Below are 21948 nucleotides of genomic sequence, written 5' to 3' on the forward strand. Positions count from 1 at the left end.
TGGGCTCTTAGGCTGCGCGCAACCGCTTCTCGCGCTGGATCACTTCCGAGGCGAGCTTCAGATAGGCCTGACTGCCCGCGCATTTGAGGTCATAGAGCAGCACCGGCTTGCCATGTGAAGGCGCCTCCGAGACCCTGACGTTGCGCGGGATCATCGTCTGATAGACCTTCTCGCCCATGAAACGACGCACGTCGGCGACGACCTGATTGGCGAGGTTGTTGCGGGGGTCATACATCGTCAGAACGACGCCATGGATGGACAACTTATGGTTGAGAGTCTGCCGAACCTGTTCGACAGTCGAGAGCAGCTGGGAGAGGCCTTCCAGCGCGAAGAATTCGCACTGTAGCGGCACGACGACAGCGTCGCTGCTAGCTAACGCATTGATTGTCAATAGATTTAGCGATGGCGGGCAGTCTATTAGAATATAGCTGAAGCGCCGCTCATCATCGTGATCGGCCGCCAGCTCGGCGAAGGCGCGCTTCAACCTATAGGCGCGATCCTTGTCATTGGCGATTTCGAGCTCGACGCCCAGCAAATCCAGAGTGGAGGGCGCGATCGAGAGCCGCGGCACCGCCGTGGCGATGATCGCGTCGGCGAGGCTCGATTCGCCGAGCAGCACGTCATAGGTCGAAATCGTCCGATGATGACGGTCGACGCCGAGGCCCGTCGAAGCATTGCCCTGCGGATCGAGGTCGATGACGAGAACTTCCTCGCCGACCGCCGCGAGCGCGGTGCCGAGATTGATGGCGGTGGTCGTCTTGCCCACGCCGCCCTTTTGATTGGCCAGCACAAAAATGCGCGGCGAAGAGGAAGCGGTCACTGGGGAGCCTTGTGCTTGACGACGACGACGCGCGCGCCCTTACGGGTGCGGCTGTCCGCCGATTCGCAGCTCAAGCTACCGAGCGCCTCAACCGCGGTCAATTCGTCTCGCCACTCTTCCCCCTTTAAAAACACGCCAATGGCGCCTTTTTTTAGCGGCGCTTCGGCGAGCTGCACGAGGCGAGAGAGCGGCGCGAGAGCGCGTGCGCTGACGCCGCCGACTTCGGCGGTAAGATTCGGTAGAACGCTTTCGATCCGCTCAGCATGAATGACCGTTGGTGCTCCTGTTTCACGTGAAACAGCACGGAGGAATCCAGCCTTTCGCTGGTCGCTTTCAATCAGGTGCACGACGCCATCCGGCGTCGACTTTATCAAGAGCGCTGTCACCAGACCAGGAAAGCCTGCGCCGGAACCCAGGTCCGCCCAGCGCCTGATGTCAGGCGCGGCCGCGTGAACCTGCGCCGAATCGGCGAAGTGCCTCAACCAAATTTCGTCGAGCGTCGCCGAGGAGACCAGATTGATCTTCGCCTGCCAGCGACGCAGCAGGGACTCATAGATCTCAAGCTCCGCTTGAATCGGCTTGAGTTCCGGGAAGAGCCCGAGCGCCTCTTCCCGGCAAGATCTGTCTCTCACGCGCGCCGCGCCCGCGCCGCAAGCAGCGTCAACGCCGAAGGCGTCATGCCGTCGATCCGCTGCGCCTGGCCGATCGTGCGCGGCCGCAGATAGCTCAGCTTCCCGCGCAATTCCGCCGAGAGTCCGGCGATCGCCGCATAGTCCAGCCCCTCCGGCAGCGCTAGCCGCTCGTCGCGTCGATACGCGTCAATATCGGCCTGCTGGCGGTCGAGATAGACCGCGTAGCGCGCCTCGGTCTCCAGCCTCTCGGCGGTATCTGCGTCAATTCCGCTAAACTCTGGCCAGATCGGCGCGAGTCGATTGAGGGTGATGTCCGGAAAGGACAGCAGCGCATAGGCGCTGCGGCGCAGCCCGTCCTGATTGACCGGCAACCCGTGCCGGCGCGCGGCGGCCGAGGACAATTCGCGCGCCTGCAGCATCGCGCGCGCAACTTCGAGACGGGCTGATCGGGCTGAGTGATGTGACGCCCGATCAGCGCCGACGCAGCCGATCTCGATCCCGCGCGGAGTTAGGCGCTCGTCGGCGTTGTCGGCGCGCAGCGAGAGGCGATATTCGGCGCGCGAGGTGAACATGCGGTAGGGCTCGCTGACCCCCCGGGTGACGAGATCGTCGACCATCACGCCGAGATAGGCTTCCGCCCGATCGAAAACGATTGCGGCCGCTCCGGCGGCGCAGCGCGCGGCATTGATCCCGGCGAGAAGCCCCTGCGCCGCAGCCTCTTCATAGCCGGTCGTGCCATTGATCTGCCCGGCGAAGAAAAGACCGCGAAAACGCTTGGTTTCGAGGGTCGCCGAGAGTTCGCGCGGATCGACATAGTCATATTCGATCGCATAGCCCGGCCGCAGAATGCGGGTTTCCTCAAGTCCAGGAATGGCGTTGATGAAGGCCTGCTGGGTCGGGAGCGGCAGCGAGGTCGAGACGCCGTTCGGATAGACGGTGTCGTCGTCGAGCCCTTCGGGCTCCAGAAAAATCTGATGGGCGTCGCGGTCGGCGAAACGCGTCACCTTGTCCTCGATCGAGGGACAATAGCGCGGTCCCGGGCCTGAGATGGCCCCTGTGCGCATGGGCGAGCGATGCAGATCATCGAGAATGATCCGATGCGCGGCCGGCGTCGTGCGGGTGACGCCGCAGGCGATCTGGCGGTTCGCGATCGCCGTCGTCAGATAGGAGAAGGCCTCCGGCGTCGGGTCGCCCCATTGCTCCTCGAGCGCCTCCCAGCGGATGCTGCGCCCGTCGAGCCGCGGCGGCGTGCCGGTCTTGAGCCGCGCGACCGCGAAGCCGGCCGCCCGCAATCGTCGGCTCAGCCCGTTCGACGGCGCGTCCCCCATTCTCCCGGCCGGCGTCCGCTCATCACCGATATGAATGACGCCGACTAGGAACGTGCCGGTGGCGACGACAACGGACGCGGCCCTGATCTCGCCCTCGGCGGTGACGACGCCGCGAACAGCTTCGCCCTCCATCAGCAAATCTTCGACGGATGCTTCGACGATCGCCAAATTTGCCGTTGCATCGAGCGCCGCCTGCATCGCTGCGCGATAGAGCTTGCGGTCGGCCTGGGCGCGCGGACCGCGCACCGCCGGGCCCTTGGAGCGGTTGAGCACGCGGAACTGAATGCCGGCGGCGTCAGCGACCCGCCCCATTAGCCCGTCGAGCGCGTCGATCTCCCGCACCAGTTGGCCCTTGCCGAGCCCGCCAATTGCGGGATTGCAAGACATTTCGCCGATTGTCGCACGGTTCTGGGTCACGAGCGCGGTGCGCACGCCAAGACGCGCCGCCGCCGCCGCAGCCTCGCAGCCGGCGTGGCCGCCGCCGATCACAATGACGTCGAATTGCTTCATGCCGGAATTCATCGCTTGGCCTGTTTCACGTGAAACATATCATTTGCCAATACAGAAACGCGAGAAAACCGCGTCGAGAATTTCCTCGACGTCAACCGCGCCGACAATCCGGCCGAGCGCACGGCTGGCGCGGCGCAACGCCTCGGCCTGAATCTCGAGCGCTTCGCCGCCAACCAGTATAGAGTCAATGCTTTCAACGGCTTGCTCCAGAGCGTGACGATGCCGTTCTCGCACGATCAGCGACGTCGCGCCGTCGCCCAGGCGCGCCCGGGCGCGCGTTTCAATCGCTGCCGCCAGCGTCTGGAGCCCCTCGCCGCTCAAGGCGCAGACGCCGATCGCGCCTTCAAGCGCCGGCGTCAGATCAGTTTTGGTCGCGACGCGGATCGTCTCGACGTCGTGTTCCGGCGGCGCCTCCGCAGAATCCGAGAGCCACAGCGCCAGATCGGCGGTTTCGACCCGGGCGAGAGTCCGATCGACTCCGATCCGCTCGATCGCGTCGGCCGCCTCGCGCAGACCTGCCGTGTCGATCAATGTCACAGGCATTCCGCCAATATCGAGATGCGCTTCGATCATATCCCTCGTCGTGCCGGGAATCGGCGAGACGATCGCCAGATCGCGCCGCGTCAGCGCGTTGATCAGCGTCGACTTGCCGACATTCGGCCGCCCGAGGATCATGACAAGGAAGCCGTCGCGCATGCGCTCCGAGGCTGGCGCGAGCTGCAGCGCCGCGCGCATGTCCTCGGCAAGCGGCGAAAGCAGCGCGCTGAGCCGCGCCGGCGAAAACGCGCCGACGTCCGCCTCGTCGCTGAAATCGAGCTCGGCCTCAACAAGCGCGAGCGACTCCACCAGCGCCGCCCGCCAGGCCTCGACCTTCCGGCGCAACGCGCCGCCCGCCACCCGCAAAGCCTGCCGCCGCTGCGCCTCGGTTTGCGCGTCGATGAGATCGGCGAGCGCTTCCGCTTGAGAGAGATCGAGCTTGCCATTGGCGAAGCCGCGGCGCGCGAATTCGCCGGGTTCGGCAGGCCGCAGGCCGGGGAGCCGATGCAAAGCGGCGAGCGCGCCCTCGACGACCGCGCGGCCGCCATGAAGCTGCAGCTCGCCGTAATCTTCGCCCGTTGACGACGCGGGACCGGGAAAGAACAGCGCGAGCCCCCGATCAAGCATTTCCCCGGTCTGGGGATCACGCAGAATCGCAAAACTCGCCTGCCGCGGCTTGGGGAGCTTGCCGACGAGCGCCGCGAGCGCGCCGCCGGCCCCCGGCCCCGAAATCCGGATCACGGCGATCGCGGCGCGACCGGCGCCCGTTCCGAGCGCGAAGATCGTGTCGGTCACCGTCATCGGCCGGCGGCCTCTCGGCAGTCCGGCGCAGCTATGTAAATTCCCGATCGCCTGCTCCCGTTCAAGGGGTCGAGACCGAAAATGCTGCAGCGCACAAACGGCGGGCTCCGGTCGATGAACGCACAGGACACGCCGGCGTCGCGCTTCCGATCACGCGCAACGCCGACCGTCATCCACACATTGGCGAAATCCTTGAACATGCGCGCCGCTTATTTCCTTCGCCGCTGGCATTCGCAAGGCCGCTCCGGCACAAAGACATATGCGAACGCGAGCAATATGTCGCCGGCTCAACGGCGCGGACGCGGACCTCTTTCAAGCGTTGCGACTTGAGGGCTTTACATTGGAGCCCCGAGCCTTTCGCTTCGCGCCCGAAGATGAAGTCCATGTCCCGTCGGAGTCGGTCGCCGCCCGCCTTCAGCGCGACTTTGTCATCGGCGCATTCAACGAAGAAGACTCGCAATTGATTGGCGTTGGCGGACTCGCATGGAGCGACGGCGTGAAGACGCGCCACAAGGCGCTGCTCTACGGCATGTATGTGAAGGCCGCTGATCGCAGATCGGGCGCCGCCGACGAGATCATGAAAAGACTAATCGACGAGGCGCGCGGCAGCGTCGAGATCGTCACGCTTACCGTCGTCTCGACGAACTTTCGCGCGCTGCGTTTCTACGAACGATGGGGATTTCGCGCCTATGGCGTTGAAGAACGCTCAGCGAAAAACGGCGACGGCGATTATCTCGACGAAACGCTGATGGCGCTGCGTTTCAACGAATAAAACAGGCGGCAAGACGAGAGCCGACGAGTCGGCTCAACGCTTATCGCCGTTACGTATTCATCGAATCGAAGAAGCCCAGATTGTTCTTCGTCTCGCGCAGCTTTCCGAGCAGGAATTCGATCGCGTCGACCGTGCCCATCGGATTGAGGATACGGCGCAGGACATACATCTTCTTGAGGATGTCGGGCGCGACGAGCAGCTCTTCCTTGCGGGTGCCGGAGCGGGTGATATCCAGCGCCGGGAAAATCCGCTTGTCGGAAACCTTGCGGTCGAGAATGATCTCGCTGTTACCGGTGCCCTTGAACTCTTCGAAGATGACTTCGTCCATGCGCGAGCCGGTGTCGATCAAGGCCGTCGCGATGATCGTCAGCGAGCCGCCTTCCTCGATATTGCGCGCCGCGCCGAAGAAGCGCTTGGGCCGCTGCAGCGCGTTGGCGTCGACGCCGCCGGTCAGCACCTTGCCGGATGACGGCACGACGGTGTTGTAGGCGCGCCCGAGCCGCGTGATCGAATCAAGCAGGATCACCACGTCGCGGCCGTGTTCGACGAGACGCTTCGCCTTCTCGATCACCATTTCCGCGACCTGCACGTGGCGCACCGCCGGCTCGTCGAAGGTCGAGGAGACGACCTCGCCCTTCACCGAACGCTGCATGTCGGTGACTTCCTCAGGCCGCTCGTCGATGAGCAGCACGATGAGATAGCACTCGGGATGATTGGTTGTGATCGACTGCGCGATATTCTGCAGGAGCACGGTCTTGCCGGTGCGCGGCGGCGCCACGACCAGCGCGCGCTGCCCTTTGCCGATCGGCGCGACGAGATCGATGATGCGCGACGAGAGATCCTTGCGGGTCGGGTCTTCAATCTCGAGCTTGAGGCGCTCGTCCGGATAGAGCGGCGTCAGATTGTCGAAGGGCACCTTGTGGCGCACCTTCTCGGGATCTTCGAAATTGATGCTGTTGACTTTTAAGAGCGCGAAATAGCGCTCGCCCTCTTTCGGGCTCCGGATCATGCCCTCGACCGTATCGCCGGTGCGCAGGCCGAACTTTCGGATCTGCGAGGGCGAGACGTAAATGTCGTCGGGACCGGCGAGATAATTCGCGTCGGGCGACCGCAGGAAGCCAAAGCCGTCCTGCAGCACTTCGACGACGCCGACGCCGACGATTTCGACGTCGCGACTGGCGAATTGTTTCAGAATCGCGAAGAGGAGTTCCTGCTTACGCAGGAGCGAGGCGTTCTCGACTTCGTGCTCTTCGGCAAAAGCGAGGAGTTCGGCAGCGGACTTGGCCTTCAAGTCCGAAAGTTTAATTTCCCGCATTCAGGAGGAACCTTGGGTATTAGCTGGCGCGCAAGTGGAAACGAGCCGGAGAGAAGCGGTGGGGCGGGGGAGGCGGCCTTACCGGAGCGCCGGCAAAAATCCGGCGATGCCGCTATAAGCAGACACGGGCCTCAGAGGGATAGAGGTCACTTAGACAATTTCCAGACATGAATCAAGAGTTCCGTTAAAGCGGCCTTAACGCGCCAAACAGGGCCCGCCACCAGCGAACCCAGGCGAAGCTTTACGATCCGCGCGGAGCGCATCTCTGCTGTCTGCACAGGCAAGATGAACGGCGTCGCGAAGCCGATCGCGCCCGACCGGGAGAAGATCGCCCCCGAGAGTCAGAACGGCTTGACGATCACCAGAATAACGACGCCAATCATCAGCACGGTCGGCAGTTCATTGAAGATGCGATAGTAGCGCGGCGAATGAACATTGGCGTTTTCCGCGAAACGGCGCATCAGCGCGCCGTCATGAATATGCGCGGCGGTGAGAAGCACCACGAGCGTCGCTTTCGCATGAAACCATCCTGACGAAAGCGCGCCGCCTTCGACCGCCAGATAAAGGCCCGTCATCCAGGCGACGAGCATCGCCGGCGTCATGATGTAGCGATAGAGCCGGCGCTCCATGATCTTGAACGTCTCAGAAAGCGTCCCCTCGCCCGCGCTGGCATGGTAGACGAAAAGACGCGGCAGATAGAGAAGCCCCGCCATCCACGAGATGATGGCGATCACATGCAGCGCCTTGATCCAGACGTACATCGTCAGGTTCCCCGTCGCACGCGGGCGACAAGGCGCTCGACGTTTTCGATCGGCGTCTGCTGCAAGATGCCGTGACCCAGATTAAAAATATGCGGACGGCCTTTGAAGGCGGCGAGAATCGAATCGACTTCGCGGTCGAGCGCTTCTCCGCCGGCGACAAGCACGAGAGGATCGAGATTGCCTTGCAGCGGCACGTTCGGTTCCGTTTGTGCGACGGCCCATGCGGGATCCAGCGCCGTATCGATCCCGTAAGCATCGGCGCCGATCGTCTGCGTGAGCTTCGGCAAATGCGCGTCGGCGCCGCGTATGAAGGCGATCACAGGCGTTTGCGGATGGCGCGCTTTGACGCCTTCAACGATCCGCCGCACCGGCTCCGCCGACCAGCGCTGAAATTCGTTCGCCGGCAATACGCCCGCCCAGCTGTCGAAGATCTGCACGACCTCGACGCCGGCCTCGATCTGGCGCGCAAGATAGTCGATCGACGCCTCAACGACGCGATCGATCAGCTGCGCGAAAGCGTCGGGATAACGATAGGCGAACAGACGCGCCGGCGCCTGATCGGGCGTGCCCTGCCCGGCGATCATATAGCTTACGACCGTGAACGGCGCCCCGCAAAAGCCGATGAACGCCACGTCCGAAGGCAACGCCGTTTTTACAAGATCGATCGTCTCGAACACCGGCGAAAGATGCTCGATCTTGAATTCTCCGAGTCGCTGCGCCTGCTCCGGCGTTTCAATCGGTTCAAGCCGCGGGCCGGCGCCGCTCTCGAAAGAAACCCGTTGGCCCATGGCGTCGGGCACCACAAGAATGTCGGAAAAGAGAATCGCCGCGTCGAAGTGAAAGCGCCGGATCGGCTGCAGAGTCACGTCCGCCGCCTTCTGCGGCGAATAGCAAAAATCGAGAAAGCTTTTCGTCGTCGCCCGCACCTCGCGATATTCGGGAAGGTAACGGCCCGCCTGACGCATCAGCCACAGCGGCGGAACGCTTCGCGCTTCTCTGCGCAGAACCGAAAGAAGCGCCTTCTCTTCCGCCATCGCATTCGCTCCGTCTGTCGTCCTCGACAAGCGGGGTAGCGCGAAACGCCATTAAAACAAAATTCATTTTAATAAGAATTGATTCTTCAGTTGTATCGCGTAGCGGACAAAAGTTAATTTTCATTAACCAGTCGCCCACAGGCGAGCTGCGAAGACCCGGTCGTGGGGGCCGTAGCGGGAAAAATTCAGACAGCGAATGGAATCATGGACGTATCGGTCCTTCTCGGCGCAAGTGATTGTGGATGGCCTGTGAATCCCTCCTGTACCGGCGTCGGCGGGAATCCGTTCGACAGGGCTTCTCCTGTTGAGCGTTTGGGGACTCTATGCCCGCTAACCGAAGCGAAGCATTTTTTGACCGCGCTTTATCCCCGCTCTTCGGCTTACGCGGGAGGGCTGTGGACGTGACCGGCAAGTCAACATCGACCTTCTGGCGCGAATCGGCGCCGCTGATTCTCGCCTCGAAAAGCGTTGGCCGGCGGCAGGCGCTGCTGCATTCGGGCGTCCCTTTCGAGTCGATTCCGGCGGATGTCGACGAACGGGCGATCGAATCGCGGCTTGACGGCGCTGACGCCGACGCGATCGCTTTAGCGCTGGCGCGCGCCAAGGCGCTCGCCATTTCCGCTGAAGGCCGGCTCGTGCTCGGCGCCGATCAGGTCGCAAGCTGCGAAGGCAGGATATTCGGCAAGCCGGCGGATATGCGGGACGCCGAAGCGCTTCTGCGGTTTCTTTCCGGGCGGCGGCATCGCCTGCATTCGGCGACCGCTCTCGCGCGCGACGGCGCCGTGGTCTTTGCGACGGTCGGCATCGCCGACCTCACCATGCGCGCGCTGAGCGATGACTTCATCGCCGCTTATCTGACGGCCGTCGGAGAGAATGCGCTGACGTCGGCCGGCGCCTATCAGATCGAAGGCCTGGGCGCGCAACTTTTCTCGAAGGTCGAAGGCGATTACTGGACCATCATGGGGCTTCCGCTGCTGGAGCTCCTCGAGGCGCTTCGGCGCGAGGGGGCGCTCCTTTCGTGACACAGCCAAAGATGCTGCGCGTAGGGCTGACCGGCTCGATCGGCATGGGCAAGTCGACGACGGCCGACATGTTTCGCGCCGAAGGCATCGCGGTTCTCGATTCCGATCAGCTCGTGCATGACCTCTATAAAGGGCCGGCGGCGGCCGAGATTGACCATGTGTTTCCCGGCGTCGTGGTGAATGGCGTCGTCGACCGCCCGCGGCTCGCCGCCCGCGTTCTTGACGATCCCGCGGCGCTCAAGCGTCTGGAAGCGATCGTGCATCCGATGGTGTGGGCGGCGCGCGACGCTCTGATCGAAGAACGTCGACATCAGGGCGACCGCATCGTCGTCTTCGACATCCCGCTGCTGTTTGAAACCGGCGCCGAAAAGGACTTCGACGTGATTGTCGTCGTCACCGCGCCGGAAGATGTGCAAAAAGCCCGTGTTCTTGCCCGGGATGGCATGACGGTTGAGAAATTCGCGTCCATTCTGTCGAAGCAGACGCCTGATTCAGAAAAGCGCGCCCGCGCCGATTTCGTGGTCCATACCGACCGGGGTCTGGACGCAGCGCGCGAAGAGGTGCGAAACATCGTGAAAGCGCTTGAAGCGCGGCTCGGGTGAAAAATGCGGGAGATCGTTCTCGACACTGAAACGACGGGGCTCGACCCCTCGAGCGGCCATCGCGTGGTCGAGATCGGCGCGGTCGAGATTTCCAATCTCATCCCCACAGGCAGGCATTTCCACTGCTACGTCGATCCACAGCGCGACATGCCGGACGAGGCCTTCCGGGTGCATGGCCTCTCGCGCGAATTTCTGGCGCAGCACAAGATCTTCAAGGAAATCGCGGCCGAATTTCTCGACTTTATCGAGGATGCGCCGCTCGTTATTCACAACGCCGAATTCGACACGCGCTTTCTCAACGCCGAATTCGCGCTCATGAATTTGCCGCCGCTCGGCGGCGCGCGCATCATCGACACGCTCGCCATGGCGCGCCGCCGCCATCCTGGCGGCCCCAACTCACTCGACGCTTTGTGTCAGCGCTACGCCATCGACCTCTCGCGACGCGAGAAGCATGGCGCCCTGCTCGACGCCAATCTCCTCGCTGAGGTCTACGCCGAGCTTTGCGGCGGACGGCAGTCGGCGCTGTCGCTTCAGACGGTTCACGCGGTGCGCATCGCCGCCTCGACCGATCTGCTGCGCCATCGCCCCGAGCCGCTCCCGCCGCGGTTAAGCGCGGCCGAAGAGACGGCCCACCTTGCCTTCGTCGCGACGATCAAAGCGCCGATTTGGGATCGATATCTCGCAAGCGACGAAGACGCGGCGCCGAGCGTCGCTGGCTAATTGCCCTGAGTAGCGCTTTGGACGCCCGCTTCGGCGGCCTTTTGCTGATAGAGCGCGACGAAGTCGATCGGATCGATATAGAGCGGCGGATAACCGCCCTTGCTCGTCGCGTCGGCCACAAGCTGGCGCACGAAGGGAAACAGCATACGCGGGCATTCGATCATCACGATCGGATGCACCTGCTCTTCGGGAATGTTCAACAGTCGGAACACGCCGCCATATTCAAGATCGAGCTTGAAGAGGAGTCCGTCGCCCTCGCCGGCCTTACAGTCGAGCATCAGACTGACTTCGAAGTCGGTCGGCGCCAGCTGTTTGGCGTTGACGTTGACCTGAATCGAGATGTTCGGCGCCTTCTCCTGCGCGCCGAGCGAGCGCGGCGCATTGGGATTCTCGAAGGAGAAATCCTTCAGATATTGAGCGAGCGAATTGAGGGCCGGAGCGCCGCCCGGCGCTCCTTGCGCGCCGTTGCCATTGGTGTCGGTCATGTAGGATCTCCAGCAAAGCCGTTGTCATGAGAATTCGCGCCCGCCTAACACGTCTGTCAGAAGCGAACAAGGCGCGCCCCCGGTTCTACTTCGCTGCGCTTCGGCGCGCTCTGCGCGCTTCGCGTCGCCATTCGCGCGGGTCGAGGTCGATGATTCGCGGGTCTGCGTCGCCGGACCGCGCCCGCAGCCGCCGCGCCAGGCTCTGCCGCACGGACGGGGACTTCAGCGCCAGCCCGACAAAATCCGAGGCGAAGCCCGGGAGAATGAGCAGGATCGAGGCGAGCGCCTGCAACGCCCCGTCAAGCATGGCCCCGTCGAGCATGGCGGAGCTTTCGCCTTTCGCCTTGGCGGCCAATCCGGCGCGGACAAAATCGAGGAGGCGCCGCACGTCGGAGAGGCCAAGCAGCGAAGCGCCGACGGCGAGCGCAATCGCCGCGAGAAGCCCGACAGCGCGGACGACGAGCGCGAAACACAGAATCTCGAGCACGATCCATGTTGCGAGGACGGCGCCGACAAGCTTAGATTTCACCGAATCATCCGATCTTTGTGGTCCTTCGTCGCCCGCGGCGATACGCCCGCCCCTTGATTCGTGACATGTACGAAGCGACATGATAGCCGACGACAAATTTATTCGGGAGTTGCCAATGCCGGCCTCCGGCGATCTCTTCGATCCCAGCCTTATCGTTTTCGCAGCGCTCGCGGTTTTCGTCATCTGGAAACTGCGCTCGGTGCTCGGAATGCGGGTGGATCGCGATACGCCGCCCCCGGCGCGCTTCGCGCCGCGCGGTCCGGCCCCGGCGGCAGGCGCCGCGGCGCCTGGCGTCGCGCCGATCGCTGAAGCGCCGTCGCGCCCAACTGGCGCCGATCGCTGGGAGGGCGTGGCCGAGAAAGGCGTCGCCTCCGCCTGGAGCGGTCTCGACGCCGTGGCGGCGTCGGACCCCAATTTCGACGGCAAATCCTTCGTCAGCGGGGCGCGCCGCGCCTATGAACTCATCGTCACGGCCTTCGCCAAGGGCGACCGGGAAACCTTGAAGCCGCTGCTGGCGCAGGACGTCTTCGACGGGTTTTCGGCGGAGATCGCCCGGCGTGAGCAGCAGGGCGAAAGCATGGAGACCGCCGTGGTCGCGATCGACTCGGCGACGGTCGACGCCGCCCGCGCCATCGGCGGCCGCAATGAGGTGACGGTGCGATTCGTCGTTCGGCTGATGAGCGTGCGGCGTGACCAGGCCGGCGAAACGATCGACGGCGGGCAGACGCGGAAGGTGGTCGAGCGCTGGACCTTTGCGCGCGATGCGAAGGCGAATGATCCCAATTGGAAGCTCGTCGCGACGCAAACCGAAGACTGAGCATGTCGCGGAATGCGCCGCAGTTTTCCGCTTCCGATCTGCTGCAAGAGATAGAATTTGAAGAGATCGACGGCTTTGCGGCCGACGATCTCGCCGCCGCTTTCGACGCCTTCCGACGCTCCGCCGAGATCATCGGCGCCAAGGCGCAAGAGCAACGTAGCGCCGTCGCGCCTCCCCCCGCCCTCGCCGCCGCCGCTCGCGCGGCGCTCGGCGCCATCGATCATCCTGGCCGCTTCTTTCAGGACTGGTTTCGCCCTCACGCCATCAAGACGCAAGGATTCGTGACCGCCTATTACGAGGTGGAGGTCGACGCCAGATTGTCGCCCGAGCCGGGCTTCACGACCCCGGTCCTGTCGCGTCCGCGCGATCTCGTCACTTTGAACGAATCGCCGCTCTCGCCGCCCTCCGGCGAGACGCTGACCAGCGCGCGACGGCAGGCCGATGGCGCGCTCGTGCCCTATCCTGATCGCCGCGCGATCGAAGAAGAAGGCGCGGCGCCGAGCGCGCATCCTCTCGCCTATGTTCGCGACCCGGTCGAATTGTTCCTCATCCAGGTGCAGGGTTCGGCGCGGCTGCGGCTACCGGGCGGCGGCGTCATGGCGCTGACCTATGCCGGACGCAACGGCTGGCCCTATACGTCCGTCGGCCGGCTGATGATTGAGCGCGGCTTGGTGACGAAAGCCGAGATGTCGCTCGATCTGATGAAGGAGACGTTGCGCCGGCTTGGAGCCGGTCCTGGCGAAGCGGGCCGCCGGTTGATGCAGCAGAATCGTTCCTATGTGTTCTTCGAGGTCGATGCGTCCGAGCGGCGCCGGATCGGCCCGATCGGCGGGCAGGGCGCGCCGCTGACGCCGTTCCGGTCGATCGCCGTCGACCGCTCGATCTGGTGCTACGGCCTGCCGTTCTGGATTGCGGCGCGAATTCCATGGCAAGGAGAGGCGGAAACGCCCTTTCGTCGACTGATGATCGCGCAGGACACCGGATCTGCCATAATTGGTCCTGCGCGCGCCGATCTTTTTTTCGGCGCGGGCGAAGCGGCGGGCCGGCGCGCCGGCGACATCCGGCACGCCGCCGAAATGATTGTGATGCTGCCGAAGGACGTTGGGGACGATCCGTGAGCGAGGAGAATTCCCGCCGATATGCGCGCCGGCTGTCGCAGGCCGAAGCCGAGCTCTGGACGGTGGCGACGGCTGACGTTCGGCCTGCTCGGGCGCGCCCAAAAAGGCCCGCGCCGCCGCCGGCCGCCGAAAACGCTGCGCCATTGGCGACTTCGGGGCCTTCGGCGGTCTGCGATCGCCCAGGGGCGCCGAAGCCTCCGCCGCGACCGATCGACATCGACCCGCGCACCTTCGTGAAGATCAAGCGCGGCAGGATTGAAGTCGACGCCAAGCTCGATCTTCACGGGCTGCGGCAGGCGGAGGCGCAGCGCTCGTTAACGGCCTTCCTGCGCAGATGTCAGGCGAATGGCGCGCGAATCGCGATCATCGTGACGGGCAAGGGGCTGACGCGGGACGAAGGCGGCGTGTTGCGTCGCGTCGTGCCGATGTGGCTCGAAGCGCCCAATTTGCGCGACTTGGTGGTGGGCTTTGGCGAAGCCGCGCGCCATCACGGCGGCGAAGGCGCGCTCTATGTGCGCATCCGCCGCGCCGATCGCGGGCGCTAAGCCTGCTGCCCGGCCGCACCCGAGACCTCGGCCGCAGGGAGCGCCACAGGTTCGGCGGGACGCGTCAAAAAGGCGGCCGGAATGTTGGGCTTGCCTTCTTCGGTCAGATGTTGCGCGGAGTCCGGCGGCGGCTTCCATTCGAAGGCGTCGAGCCGGCCGGTGACCGGCGACATCGGCAGCCAGTTCTTGGAGACGACGCCATCGGCGATCCAGACGGGATCGCGCGGCGCGCGGGATCCGCGGGCGAGCCATTCGCGCACCGGACCTGACGGTCCCTGCTCTCCGTCTTCGATCTCCGCCATCATCAGACAGGTGTGCGCGGTCGGATGACGGCCGGCGGCGATCAGCGGCGCGAGCGCGTCGCGGGCCTTGGCGAAGTCGCGCGCCGACAGCGCGACCTCCGCGACGATATGCCGGCTCTCCGGCGCGTTGGGGGCGGCGCGGGCGAGCCTCTCCACCCGCGCGAGCTTCGTCGTATTCGATTCGCCGGACAGCGCCTCGAGATAGGCGGCGGCGAGGTCAGGATGCGGTTTCGTCGCCCAGACCGTTTCAATCATCTTCAGCGCCTGCTTCTGGTCACCGTGGCGGACGAGCACCCGCGCCGCGGCGACGGCGGCGGGCGCAAAGCCCGGCCGGCGCTTCAACGCCTGGCGTGCGAGATGCAGCGCGTCATGCGGATGGTCGCGCTCCTTCTCCATCGCCATGGCGGTTTCGACGACGGCGCGGAGGTTCTGCGCCGTCGGCGCGTCGATCGCCTTGGCGGTCAGACTGGCCTCGATCGCTTCGCGCGCCTTCTGCCAGTCGCCTTGCGCGGCGAGATGTTCGAGCATCGCGGCGCCCGCCCAGGGCACTGGCGCGATGTCATGCGCCTCCTTGGCGAAATGATGCGCGGCGTCCGTATCCTCGCGGCGGCGCGCCTCGATATGCAGCCCGCGCAAGCCGAGCAGCTTTGTCTCCGGCTTCAACGTCATTTTGTGGAAGGTCTCTTCCGCAACCCGCCGATCGCCGGCGAGCTGCGCCGCCTGGGCCTTCAAAACCTGTGTGAGCGGCTCGCTCGGCAGCAGCCGTTCGGCGACATGCGCGGCCTTGCGGGCGCGGGCGGCGTCGCCGGAGCCGACGGCGATCAATCCCTGCGAAAGCGCGTCGAATCCCTTGTCCCGGCGCTTCGTCCGCGACCCGCCGCTCCAGCGGCCAGGCAGCCGCAGCAGCGCCATGGCGATCGCCCAGAGGACGACCGTCGCGGCGATGACCAGCAGCAGACCTGCAACCGCCACCGGTATCGACGCTTCGAACTGATAGCCGGCGAAATCCAGCGTCAGCGACCCGGGCTGTTCGATCAGCCATTCGAGTCCATAGGCGACCGCGGCGAGCGCGATGATGAAGAACAGGAGAAACAGCATGGCGATGGATCCCGCTTACTCTTTCGTTGCGCCGAGCGCGGCGATTGCGCCATGCAGCAGATCGTCGGCCGCCCGTCCTGCGTCGACGCGGGCGCGCAAGGTCGCGCCGAAGTCTTTGGCTTCGTTCTGGGCCGCTTCGGGAAGCGCCGCGAAAACGGCGCTCGCCTGAGCGAGATCGCCATGGGCAAGCGCCGCTTCGATGTGAGCGACTTTTTCTTCCACCGTCTGAGCCTCGGTCGTCGGCGCTTGACCGGAGGGACGAACGCGCACGAGCTTGCTGGCGCCCTTCATCAGATGCTCTGTAAGATCGCCCGATGCGCCGCTCTCAAGCGCGTGAATGCGCTTGGCGGCCGGCGCGAAGTCCGCCTTCAATTGCGCCGCGGTCGGCGCGCCCTTTTCCGCCAACGGCGCGAGGGCCGCCAACGCGGCGGGATCGGCGCCGAGCCGCGTCAGCGCCTTCGTCTCGAGAGCATAGGGCCGGCCCGCCTCCAACTCGCGTTGAAGCGCATAGGCGACGACGACGATCGCCGCCGGTCCGTCCGGAGTTTTGGCCGCCGTGGCTTCTGGCGCCGCGCGCGTCTCGCCCTTCGAAGACTCAAGGCGCTCACGCAGCGCCTTCGTCTCATTCCCGAGTTCGTCGATGCGGCCTTCAAGCGCGGTCACCTGCTCGTTGGCGGTTAGCGCCCCGGGTTCGCGCTGTTCGGCGGGAGCCGGGCTCGCCTTCCCCGCCGCTTCGGCGGTGGTCTTCGCGGCGTTGGCGGCGGCCTCGGCGGCTTCGGCGACGCGCAAGGCGCGTTGCGCCAGCTCTTCGGCCGAATCGACGCGGCCCTGCAACGCCGCGACCGCCGCTTTTTGCGATTCAATGGCGGCGTTCTGCGCTTCAATGGCGGCGTTCTGCGCCGGCGCGGACGGCGCCAGCGGCGCCCGTTCGACCGCGGTTTCAGCAGGCTTCGCCGGCGCGGCGGAGGGCGGCGGGGCTTCCGCGCCGCTCGTGGGCGAATCGCTTGGCGAAGGCTCAGACGAGATCGTCGTCGTCTGCGTCGGTTCGGTCTCGCCGATGAGCGAACGGACGCGGTCCTTCAAATCGCTTAAGGCGCCGCTCGCCTGATCCACATAAGGCTGGGCATAGTCCGCGACGATCTTCAGCCGCTCGTCCCGGTCCTTGAACGCGATCGCCGCATAAAGAGCTGCGCCCGCGACGAGCACGAGCAGCAGCAGCATCGCCGCCAGGGGGCCGAAGAAGGAGCGCCGCTTGGGTCTGACCGCCCGCGAAGGCGGCGGTTCAGACGGCGATTCTGCAAAATCGATGGGCGCTTCCGAAGGTTCGACGCGCTTCGGTTCTTCGTCGTTCGGCAAGACCATTGGCTCATCCTTGCTGTCCCGCATCCTTATAGTTGATGCGTTCGGCGCCCGCAAAACAGGCGGCCCTCAGCCTGACGCCTCGACAAGCTGCAACGTGCGGCGCGCAATGTCGAGATGCAGACGTTCGACCATCTTCCCGTCGATCTGCACCACGCCCTTATCGGCGTTTTCCGGCTCGTCGAACACGGCGATGATCCTGCGGGCGAAATCGACCTCCTCGGCGCTCGGCGCGAAAATTTCATTCACCGGACCGATCTGGCCTGGATGAATGAGCATTTTCCCGTCGAAGCCGAAGTCGCGCCCCTGCTCCGCCTCGCGGCGAAGGCCGTCGAGATCATTGAAGTCGTTGTAAATCCCGTCGATGATCTCGATGTTGTGAACTCGCGCCGCAAGCACGCCGGCCGAAAGCCAGGACAACAGCGCAGGCCGTCCGGGCGTGAGCCGCGCGCGCGTCGATTTGGCGATGTCGTTGGGGCCAAGCACCAAGACCTCGAGTCGCGAAGCCCGATCGTCTGCGGCGCTGGCGATTTTTTCGATGTCCAGGACGGACCGGGGCGTCTCGATCATCGCCCAGAGGCGCGTCTTATACGGGGCGCCTGCGGCGACGAGATCGGCGGCCGCCTTGAGAATCTCGTCGCGTGAACTGACCTTGGGAATAACGATGCCGTCTGGGCCGAGCGGCGCGATGGCGGCGATGTCGGGCTTATACCATTCGGAGCCGCGGGCGTTGACGCGCACGACGAGTTGCCGCGCGCCATAGCCGCCGCCGGCCACCGCCGCCGCGACCTGCGCGCGCGCCGTCGCCTTGGCGGATTCCGCGACTCCGTCTTCAAGTTCGAACATCAGGACGTCGGCGGCGAGCGTCTTGCCCTTCTCCAGCGCTCGGGCGTTCGAGCCCGGCATCGCCAGCACGCTGCGCTTTAGTCGGGAAATCATTCAAAACTCCAGCATCGTAACGATTCGGCCTGCTCTTGACCCCGCCGCGTGATCTACACAATAACCCCAGGGTCCGCCATCCGCTTGGCCAAGGTGAACTTGACCGAGGTGAACTTAGCCAAGGTGAACCTGGCCAAGGTGAACCTGGCCAAGGTGAACCTGGCCAAGGTGAACCTGGCCGAGGTGAACCTGGCCGAGGTGGACCTGGTCAAGGCGGACCTGGTCAAGGCGCGCGAAGGGAACGTTAAATGGCGGATCACGAGCAGTCGTTCGGCGCGACCGGTCTGCCGGAAACGCTCATTGAGGGCTATGAGTCCTTCATTCGCGGGCGTTTCCTGGCCGATCACGACCGATTCGAAGAGTTGGCGGTCAGGGGCCAGACGCCTAAGACGATGATCATCAGTTGCTGCGATTCGCGCGTCGCGCCCGAGACCATCTTCAACGCTGGCCCCGGCGAACTTTTCGTCTTGCGCAACGTCGCGGCGCTGGTGCCGCCTTACGAGCCCGACGATCATTATCACGGCGCTTCCGCGGCGCTGGAATACGCCGTTATGGCGCTAAAGGTTTCAGACCTCGTGGTGCTCGGCCATGGGCAATGTGGCGGGGTGCGCGCCTATGCGGAAATCGCCGCCGATCCCGACGCGCCGCGGCTGAGCCACAGCGACTTTATCGGCGACTGGATCAAAATGCTTGGCCCCGCGGCTGATCGCCTGGGCGTTCGGCCTAATCCCAAGGACGCCGACTATGTGGAGCGCCTGGAGTTCGAGTCGGTGAGGCAGACGCTGCGCAACTTGCGCTCCTTTCCCATGATCCAGGTGCTCGAACATCACCGGCATCTGCGGCTGCACGGCGCCTTGTTTCGAATCATGGACGGGCGATTGTTGCTGCTCGACGAATCGACGGGGGTTTTTAATCCCGTCTGCGACGGAGCCTACGCCGCCGCATTCGCCGAGGCGCGCTTTTGACGGCGGGCGCCTCGGCAGACCGCGGCCGCATTCCGTTCATCGCCGGCCTGCGCGACATCGCCAACGGATATGACGCGATTCTGTGCGACGGCTGGGGCGTGCTGATTGACGGCCGGCGCCACTTCCCGGAAGCCGCTGAGGCCTTGCGGCGCTTCCGCGCGCAAGGCGGGATTGTCGTGCTGATCACCAACGCCTCGCGCCCGGACGAAGAAGTGCGCCGCCAGCTCCTGGGCCTCGGCGTTCCGCACGACTGCTTCGACGATCTCCTCTCGGCGGGGGAGCTTGCGCTGCGCGAGATCGTCGCGCGCGCCGGACAGGCGGTCTACCACCTGGGCCCCGCACGCGACGACGGTCTGTTCCGGGCGGCCGCGCGGCGTCTCGGCGCGCCGATCATGCGCGTCGGGCCGCAAGCCGCCGATTACATCGTCTGCACCGGCCTCTTTGACGAGCGCAACGAAACGCCCTCGGACTATGACGAACAGCTCGCGGCGCTGAAGGCGCGCGACCTGACGATGCTGTGCGCCAATCCCGATATTGTCGTCGCCATCGGCAATGATCTCGTCTACTGCGCCGGCGCCATCGCCGAACGCTATGCGGCGATCGGCGGCCGCGTTCTGACCTTCGGCAAGCCCCACGCCCCGATCTACGCAGCCGCCCTGGAGCGGCTCAAGAATTTGCGCGGCCGCGAAGTCGACAAGGCGCGCACGCTGGCGATCGGCGACGGCGCCTTCACCGACCTTTCCGGCGCGGGCCGCGCCGGGCTCGACTGCCTCTTCATCATCCATGGCGTGCATCGCGCCGAGCTGCATCCCGGCGGCGGCGCGCTCGACGAAGCGGCGCTCGAATCGCTCTTTGCGCGCGCCGGGGCTCGTCCCAAGGCTTTGGCTCGCGAGCTTTTCTGGTAAAAGGGGGCTGCACAGGCCTCATCTGCGGTCACGATCCGCAACACAACTTTCCGGTGGCTCCATGTCGACGCCGTTCAAAATCTACTATTTCGAGGATCTGAGCGTCGGCATGCGCGAGACGCTGATGAAGGCGGTGATGGACGACGACGTCATCGCCTTCGCCGATCTTTCCGGCGACCGCAATCCGATTCATCTTTCGGATCACTTCGCCTCGAAGACGCGCTTTGGCGAGCGCATCGTGCATGGCCTTTATACGGCCTCGCTCATTTCGACGGTCATCGGCATGTATCTGCCTGGCCCCGGCGCGGTCTATCTGTCGCAGACGCTGAATTTCCGCGCGCCGGTGAAGATCGGCGACGTCATCACCGTCATTGTCGAAGTGGTGGAGCTGATCGAAAAAGGCCGGCGCGCCAAACTCAAATGCGAATGTCTCGTCGACGGCAAGGTCGTGCTCGACGGCGAGGCCTTCGTCATGGTGCCGAGCCGCGAGCAGGCGATACGCGCCGCAACGCCAGCGCCAGCGGAGGAAAAACCGGCCTCGGCTTAATTCTTCCGGCCCGGGCCGTGTCCGCCTCCTTCATCTTTGCGCGCGACCCTCAAGCGCCGCCGCCTGGACTGGAAGGCGCGGTCGCGGCGGTCGGCAATTTCGACGGGTTGCACAGAGGCCATCGCGGCGTCATCGCTCGGGCCCAGGCGCTCGCCGTGAAACTCTCGCGCCCCTGTATTCTGCTGACTTTCGAGCCTCATCCGGCGGATTTTTTTGCGGGGCGGACGGTGATTTTTCGTCTCACGCCGCCAGACGCAAAGGCGGCGCAGGCGGCTCGGCTCGGGCTCGACGGGATCGTCGTGCTCACCTTCGACAAGGACTTCGCGCAGAGCCCGGCGCGCGTCTTCACGCAAGATATCCTGCACAAGCGCCTGCAGCTTTCGGCGGTCGTCGCGGGCTATGATTTTCGTTTCGGCGCCGGTCGCGAAGGCGGACCGGAGTTCCTGCGCGCCGAAGGCGAACGGCTCGGGATGATCGTGGAGATCGTCGACCGCATCACCCAGGACGAAGAGGGCAGCTTAGAGGCCGTCTCCTCGACAGCGACGCGGGAAGCGCTCGAACGCGGCGACGCGGCGCTGGCCCGCCGGCTTCTCGGCCACCCTTATTTCATTCGCGGCGTCGTGCGGCACGGCGACAAGCGCGGACGCGAATTGGGCTTTCCCACCGCCAATATCGCGCTCGATCCCGCCAATCGGCTCAAGCACGGGATCTACGCGGTGACGATCGAGGTCGATGGGAAGGTTCATCAGGGCGTCGCCAGCTTCGGACGCCGGCCGACCTTTGACAATGGCGCGCCGCTGCTTGAAGTCTTCCTCTTCGATTTCGATGGCGACCTCTACGGCAAGGAGGTGGAAGTCGCCTTCTACGGCTTCGTACGGGCCGAAGCGAAATTCGACAGCGTCGAGGCGCTCGTCGAAAGAATGCGCGTCGACGTCGAAGAGGCGCGAACACTATTGGCCGAAAGCGGCCCGGCGACGCAGGGCGAATGATCTGTTGCCATAAGTTGCGCGCGATCTAGCTTGGAGACATCGTCCTCGACAGGAGGGAGCCGTTATGAACGAAGAGCCCAAGGGACGGGTCGAAATCATCTTGCCGGGCGAGGAGACGGACGCCTCGCGGATCTGGGTCGCGACGGGCGCCGGTCGCGTCAAGGTCGTCAAGCTCTCGCCATGGCAGAGCCTGATGGTCACCGCGGCGCTGCTGTTGTTGCTCTTCATCGGGTTCACGCTGTTGTCCGGCGCATTTCTGGTGTTGCTGGTCATCGCCGTTGTGGCGGGAGGCTTCGCTTATCTCGCCGGACTGCTCGGGCTGAGGCGACCCCGCTAGGGGCGCCGGCCGTCTTTTCCCGTTCGGTCTGCGCTGCTATTAAGGACCAGATGCCTTTCCTGAGCGCCCTTCGAATTACCGGACCCTGCGCGAGATCACGCTGCATTTGGGCGCGATCGCCCAAATGCAGATGACGTGATCGATCTGAATAGTTTGGAG

General features: G+C 64.7%; 26 protein-coding genes. 13 read left to right on the plus strand and 13 right to left on the minus strand.

Annotated elements, in window-relative coordinates:
* Positions 1 to 7: 7 nt before the first annotated feature.
* The 5 genes from HUN39_RS07220 to HUN39_RS07240 are packed head-to-tail and all read right to left on the minus strand — an operon-like array spanning position 8 to position 4828.
* Positions 8 to 820, minus strand: coding sequence for a ParA family protein (locus tag HUN39_RS07220; protein ID WP_175093799.1), 813 nt, complete (start codon positions 818 to 820; stop codon positions 8 to 10).
* Positions 817 to 1452 (minus strand): 16S rRNA (guanine(527)-N(7))-methyltransferase RsmG, encoded by a 636-nt coding sequence (locus tag HUN39_RS07225; protein ID WP_175093800.1) that lies wholly within the window; start codon positions 1450 to 1452, stop codon positions 817 to 819. The genes HUN39_RS07220 and HUN39_RS07225 overlap by 4 nt, the downstream gene beginning before the upstream one ends.
* Positions 1449 to 3302, minus strand: coding sequence for a tRNA uridine-5-carboxymethylaminomethyl(34) synthesis enzyme MnmG (gene mnmG / locus HUN39_RS07230; RefSeq protein WP_408631394.1), 1854 nt, complete (start codon positions 3300 to 3302; stop codon positions 1449 to 1451). The genes HUN39_RS07225 and mnmG overlap by 4 nt, the downstream gene beginning before the upstream one ends.
* Positions 3303 to 3329: 27 nt before the next feature.
* Positions 3330 to 4628 carry a tRNA uridine-5-carboxymethylaminomethyl(34) synthesis GTPase MnmE gene (gene mnmE, locus HUN39_RS07235; protein WP_175093802.1) on the minus strand — a complete coding sequence of 433 codons (1299 nt, stop codon included), beginning with the start codon at positions 4626 to 4628 and terminating at the stop codon, positions 3330 to 3332.
* Entirely contained in the window at positions 4625 to 4828 is a 204-nt protein-coding gene (locus HUN39_RS07240) for a hypothetical protein (RefSeq protein WP_175093803.1), read from the minus strand. The genes mnmE and HUN39_RS07240 overlap by 4 nt, the downstream gene beginning before the upstream one ends.
* 140 nt (positions 4829 to 4968) lie before the next feature.
* Between HUN39_RS07240 and HUN39_RS07245 the strand changes: the two genes are divergently transcribed.
* Entirely contained in the window at positions 4969 to 5400 is a 432-nt protein-coding gene (locus HUN39_RS07245) for a GNAT family N-acetyltransferase (RefSeq protein ID WP_232365971.1), read from the plus strand.
* A 49-nt stretch (positions 5401 to 5449) separates the two neighbouring features.
* Here HUN39_RS07245 and rho read toward each other — a convergent pair whose 3' ends face one another.
* The 3 genes from rho to hemE all read right to left on the minus strand — a co-directional run bounded on the left by rho (position 5450) and on the right by hemE (position 8510).
* Positions 5450 to 6715: a transcription termination factor Rho gene (gene rho, locus HUN39_RS07250; protein ID WP_018406432.1), complete on the minus strand. Its 1266-nt coding sequence runs from the start codon at positions 6713 to 6715 to the stop codon at positions 5450 to 5452.
* Positions 6716 to 7056: 341 nt separating this feature from the next.
* Positions 7057 to 7476: a protoporphyrinogen oxidase HemJ gene (hemJ, locus tag HUN39_RS07255; protein ID WP_175093805.1), complete on the minus strand. Its 420-nt coding sequence runs from the start codon at positions 7474 to 7476 to the stop codon at positions 7057 to 7059.
* A gap of 2 nt (positions 7477 to 7478) precedes the next feature.
* Positions 7479 to 8510 (minus strand): uroporphyrinogen decarboxylase, encoded by a 1032-nt coding sequence (hemE, locus tag HUN39_RS07260; RefSeq protein WP_175093806.1) that lies wholly within the window; start codon positions 8508 to 8510, stop codon positions 7479 to 7481.
* A gap of 395 nt (positions 8511 to 8905) precedes the next feature.
* On the opposite strand from hemE, the gene HUN39_RS07265 reads away from it, so the two are divergent.
* Genes HUN39_RS07265 through dnaQ form a run of 3 tightly spaced genes read left to right on the plus strand, consistent with a single transcriptional unit; the run spans position 8906 to position 10854 of the window.
* Entirely contained in the window at positions 8906 to 9532 is a 627-nt protein-coding gene (locus tag HUN39_RS07265; protein ID WP_175093807.1) for a Maf family protein, read from the plus strand.
* A gap of 11 nt (positions 9533 to 9543) precedes the next feature.
* Entirely contained in the window at positions 9544 to 10134 is a 591-nt protein-coding gene (gene coaE / locus HUN39_RS07270; protein WP_175094018.1) for a dephospho-CoA kinase, read from the plus strand.
* Positions 10135 to 10137: 3 nt separating this feature from the next.
* Positions 10138 to 10854, plus strand: a complete 717-nt coding sequence (gene dnaQ, locus HUN39_RS07275; RefSeq protein ID WP_175093808.1) for a DNA polymerase III subunit epsilon — start codon at positions 10138 to 10140, stop codon at positions 10852 to 10854.
* Here the strand turns inward: dnaQ and secB are convergent.
* Entirely contained in the window at positions 10851 to 11339 is a 489-nt protein-coding gene (gene secB / locus HUN39_RS07280) for a protein-export chaperone SecB (RefSeq protein ID WP_029648619.1), read from the minus strand. The two genes, dnaQ and secB, sit on opposite strands and share 4 nt — an antisense overlap.
* Positions 11340 to 11424: 85 nt before the next feature.
* Positions 11425 to 11868 (minus strand): FxsA family protein, encoded by a 444-nt coding sequence (locus HUN39_RS07285; protein WP_175093809.1) that lies wholly within the window; start codon positions 11866 to 11868, stop codon positions 11425 to 11427.
* Between the two features lie 115 nt (positions 11869 to 11983).
* Between HUN39_RS07285 and HUN39_RS07290 the strand changes: the two genes are divergently transcribed.
* From HUN39_RS07290 to HUN39_RS07300, 3 genes are read left to right on the plus strand one after another with little or no spacing between them, the layout of a single operon-like run.
* On the plus strand, positions 11984 to 12685 hold the full coding sequence (locus HUN39_RS07290; protein WP_175093810.1) for a Tim44/TimA family putative adaptor protein: 702 nt from the start codon (positions 11984 to 11986) through the stop codon (positions 12683 to 12685).
* Positions 12686 to 12687: 2 nt separating this feature from the next.
* Complete coding sequence (gene mltA / locus HUN39_RS07295) at positions 12688 to 13803, plus strand: murein transglycosylase A (protein ID WP_175093811.1); 1116 nt, start codon at positions 12688 to 12690, stop codon at positions 13801 to 13803.
* Positions 13800 to 14348 (plus strand): Smr/MutS family protein, encoded by a 549-nt coding sequence (locus tag HUN39_RS07300; RefSeq protein ID WP_175093812.1) that lies wholly within the window; start codon positions 13800 to 13802, stop codon positions 14346 to 14348. Before mltA ends, HUN39_RS07300 begins: the two co-directional genes overlap by 4 nt.
* On the opposite strand, the gene HUN39_RS07305 is transcribed toward HUN39_RS07300, so the two are convergent.
* The 3 genes from HUN39_RS07305 to HUN39_RS07315 all read right to left on the minus strand — a co-directional run bounded on the left by HUN39_RS07305 (position 14345) and on the right by HUN39_RS07315 (position 18046).
* Positions 14345 to 15748: a heme biosynthesis protein HemY gene (locus HUN39_RS07305; RefSeq protein ID WP_175093813.1), complete on the minus strand. Its 1404-nt coding sequence runs from the start codon at positions 15746 to 15748 to the stop codon at positions 14345 to 14347. The genes HUN39_RS07300 and HUN39_RS07305 overlap by 4 nt on opposite strands.
* Positions 15749 to 15763: 15 nt before the next feature.
* Positions 15764 to 17110 (minus strand): COG4223 family protein, encoded by a 1347-nt coding sequence (locus tag HUN39_RS07310; protein WP_175093814.1) that lies wholly within the window; start codon positions 17108 to 17110, stop codon positions 15764 to 15766.
* A gap of 66 nt (positions 17111 to 17176) precedes the next feature.
* Positions 17177 to 18046 carry an HpcH/HpaI aldolase/citrate lyase family protein gene (locus tag HUN39_RS07315; protein ID WP_175093815.1) on the minus strand — a complete coding sequence of 290 codons (870 nt, stop codon included), beginning with the start codon at positions 18044 to 18046 and terminating at the stop codon, positions 17177 to 17179.
* A 93-nt stretch (positions 18047 to 18139) separates the two neighbouring features.
* Here HUN39_RS07315 and HUN39_RS19625 point away from each other — a divergent pair, with 93 nt between their 5' ends.
* The 6 genes from HUN39_RS19625 to HUN39_RS07340 all read left to right on the plus strand — a co-directional run bounded on the left by HUN39_RS19625 (position 18140) and on the right by HUN39_RS07340 (position 21789).
* A complete protein-coding gene (locus tag HUN39_RS19625; protein ID WP_408631395.1) occupies positions 18140 to 18442 on the plus strand; it encodes a pentapeptide repeat-containing protein in 303 nt (100 codons plus the stop codon).
* Positions 18367 to 19011, plus strand: coding sequence for a carbonic anhydrase (locus tag HUN39_RS07320; RefSeq protein WP_408631396.1), 645 nt, complete (start codon positions 18367 to 18369; stop codon positions 19009 to 19011). The genes HUN39_RS19625 and HUN39_RS07320 overlap by 76 nt, the downstream gene beginning before the upstream one ends.
* Positions 19008 to 19916, plus strand: coding sequence for a TIGR01459 family HAD-type hydrolase (locus HUN39_RS07325; RefSeq protein ID WP_175093817.1), 909 nt, complete (start codon positions 19008 to 19010; stop codon positions 19914 to 19916). Before HUN39_RS07320 ends, HUN39_RS07325 begins: the two co-directional genes overlap by 4 nt.
* Before the next feature lie 61 nt (positions 19917 to 19977).
* Positions 19978 to 20463 carry a MaoC family dehydratase gene (locus tag HUN39_RS07330; protein WP_175093818.1) on the plus strand — a complete coding sequence of 162 codons (486 nt, stop codon included), beginning with the start codon at positions 19978 to 19980 and terminating at the stop codon, positions 20461 to 20463.
* Between the two features lie 17 nt (positions 20464 to 20480).
* Complete coding sequence (locus tag HUN39_RS07335) at positions 20481 to 21452, plus strand: bifunctional riboflavin kinase/FAD synthetase (RefSeq protein WP_175093819.1); 972 nt, start codon at positions 20481 to 20483, stop codon at positions 21450 to 21452.
* Positions 21453 to 21516: 64 nt separating this feature from the next.
* Positions 21517 to 21789 carry a hypothetical protein gene (locus HUN39_RS07340; RefSeq protein ID WP_175093820.1) on the plus strand — a complete coding sequence of 91 codons (273 nt, stop codon included), beginning with the start codon at positions 21517 to 21519 and terminating at the stop codon, positions 21787 to 21789.
* Positions 21790 to 21948 lie beyond the last annotated feature (159 nt).

It is taken from the genome of Methylocystis silviterrae, assembly GCF_013350005.1.
In the GTDB taxonomy this organism is placed as follows: domain Bacteria; phylum Pseudomonadota; class Alphaproteobacteria; order Rhizobiales; family Beijerinckiaceae; genus Methylocystis; species Methylocystis silviterrae.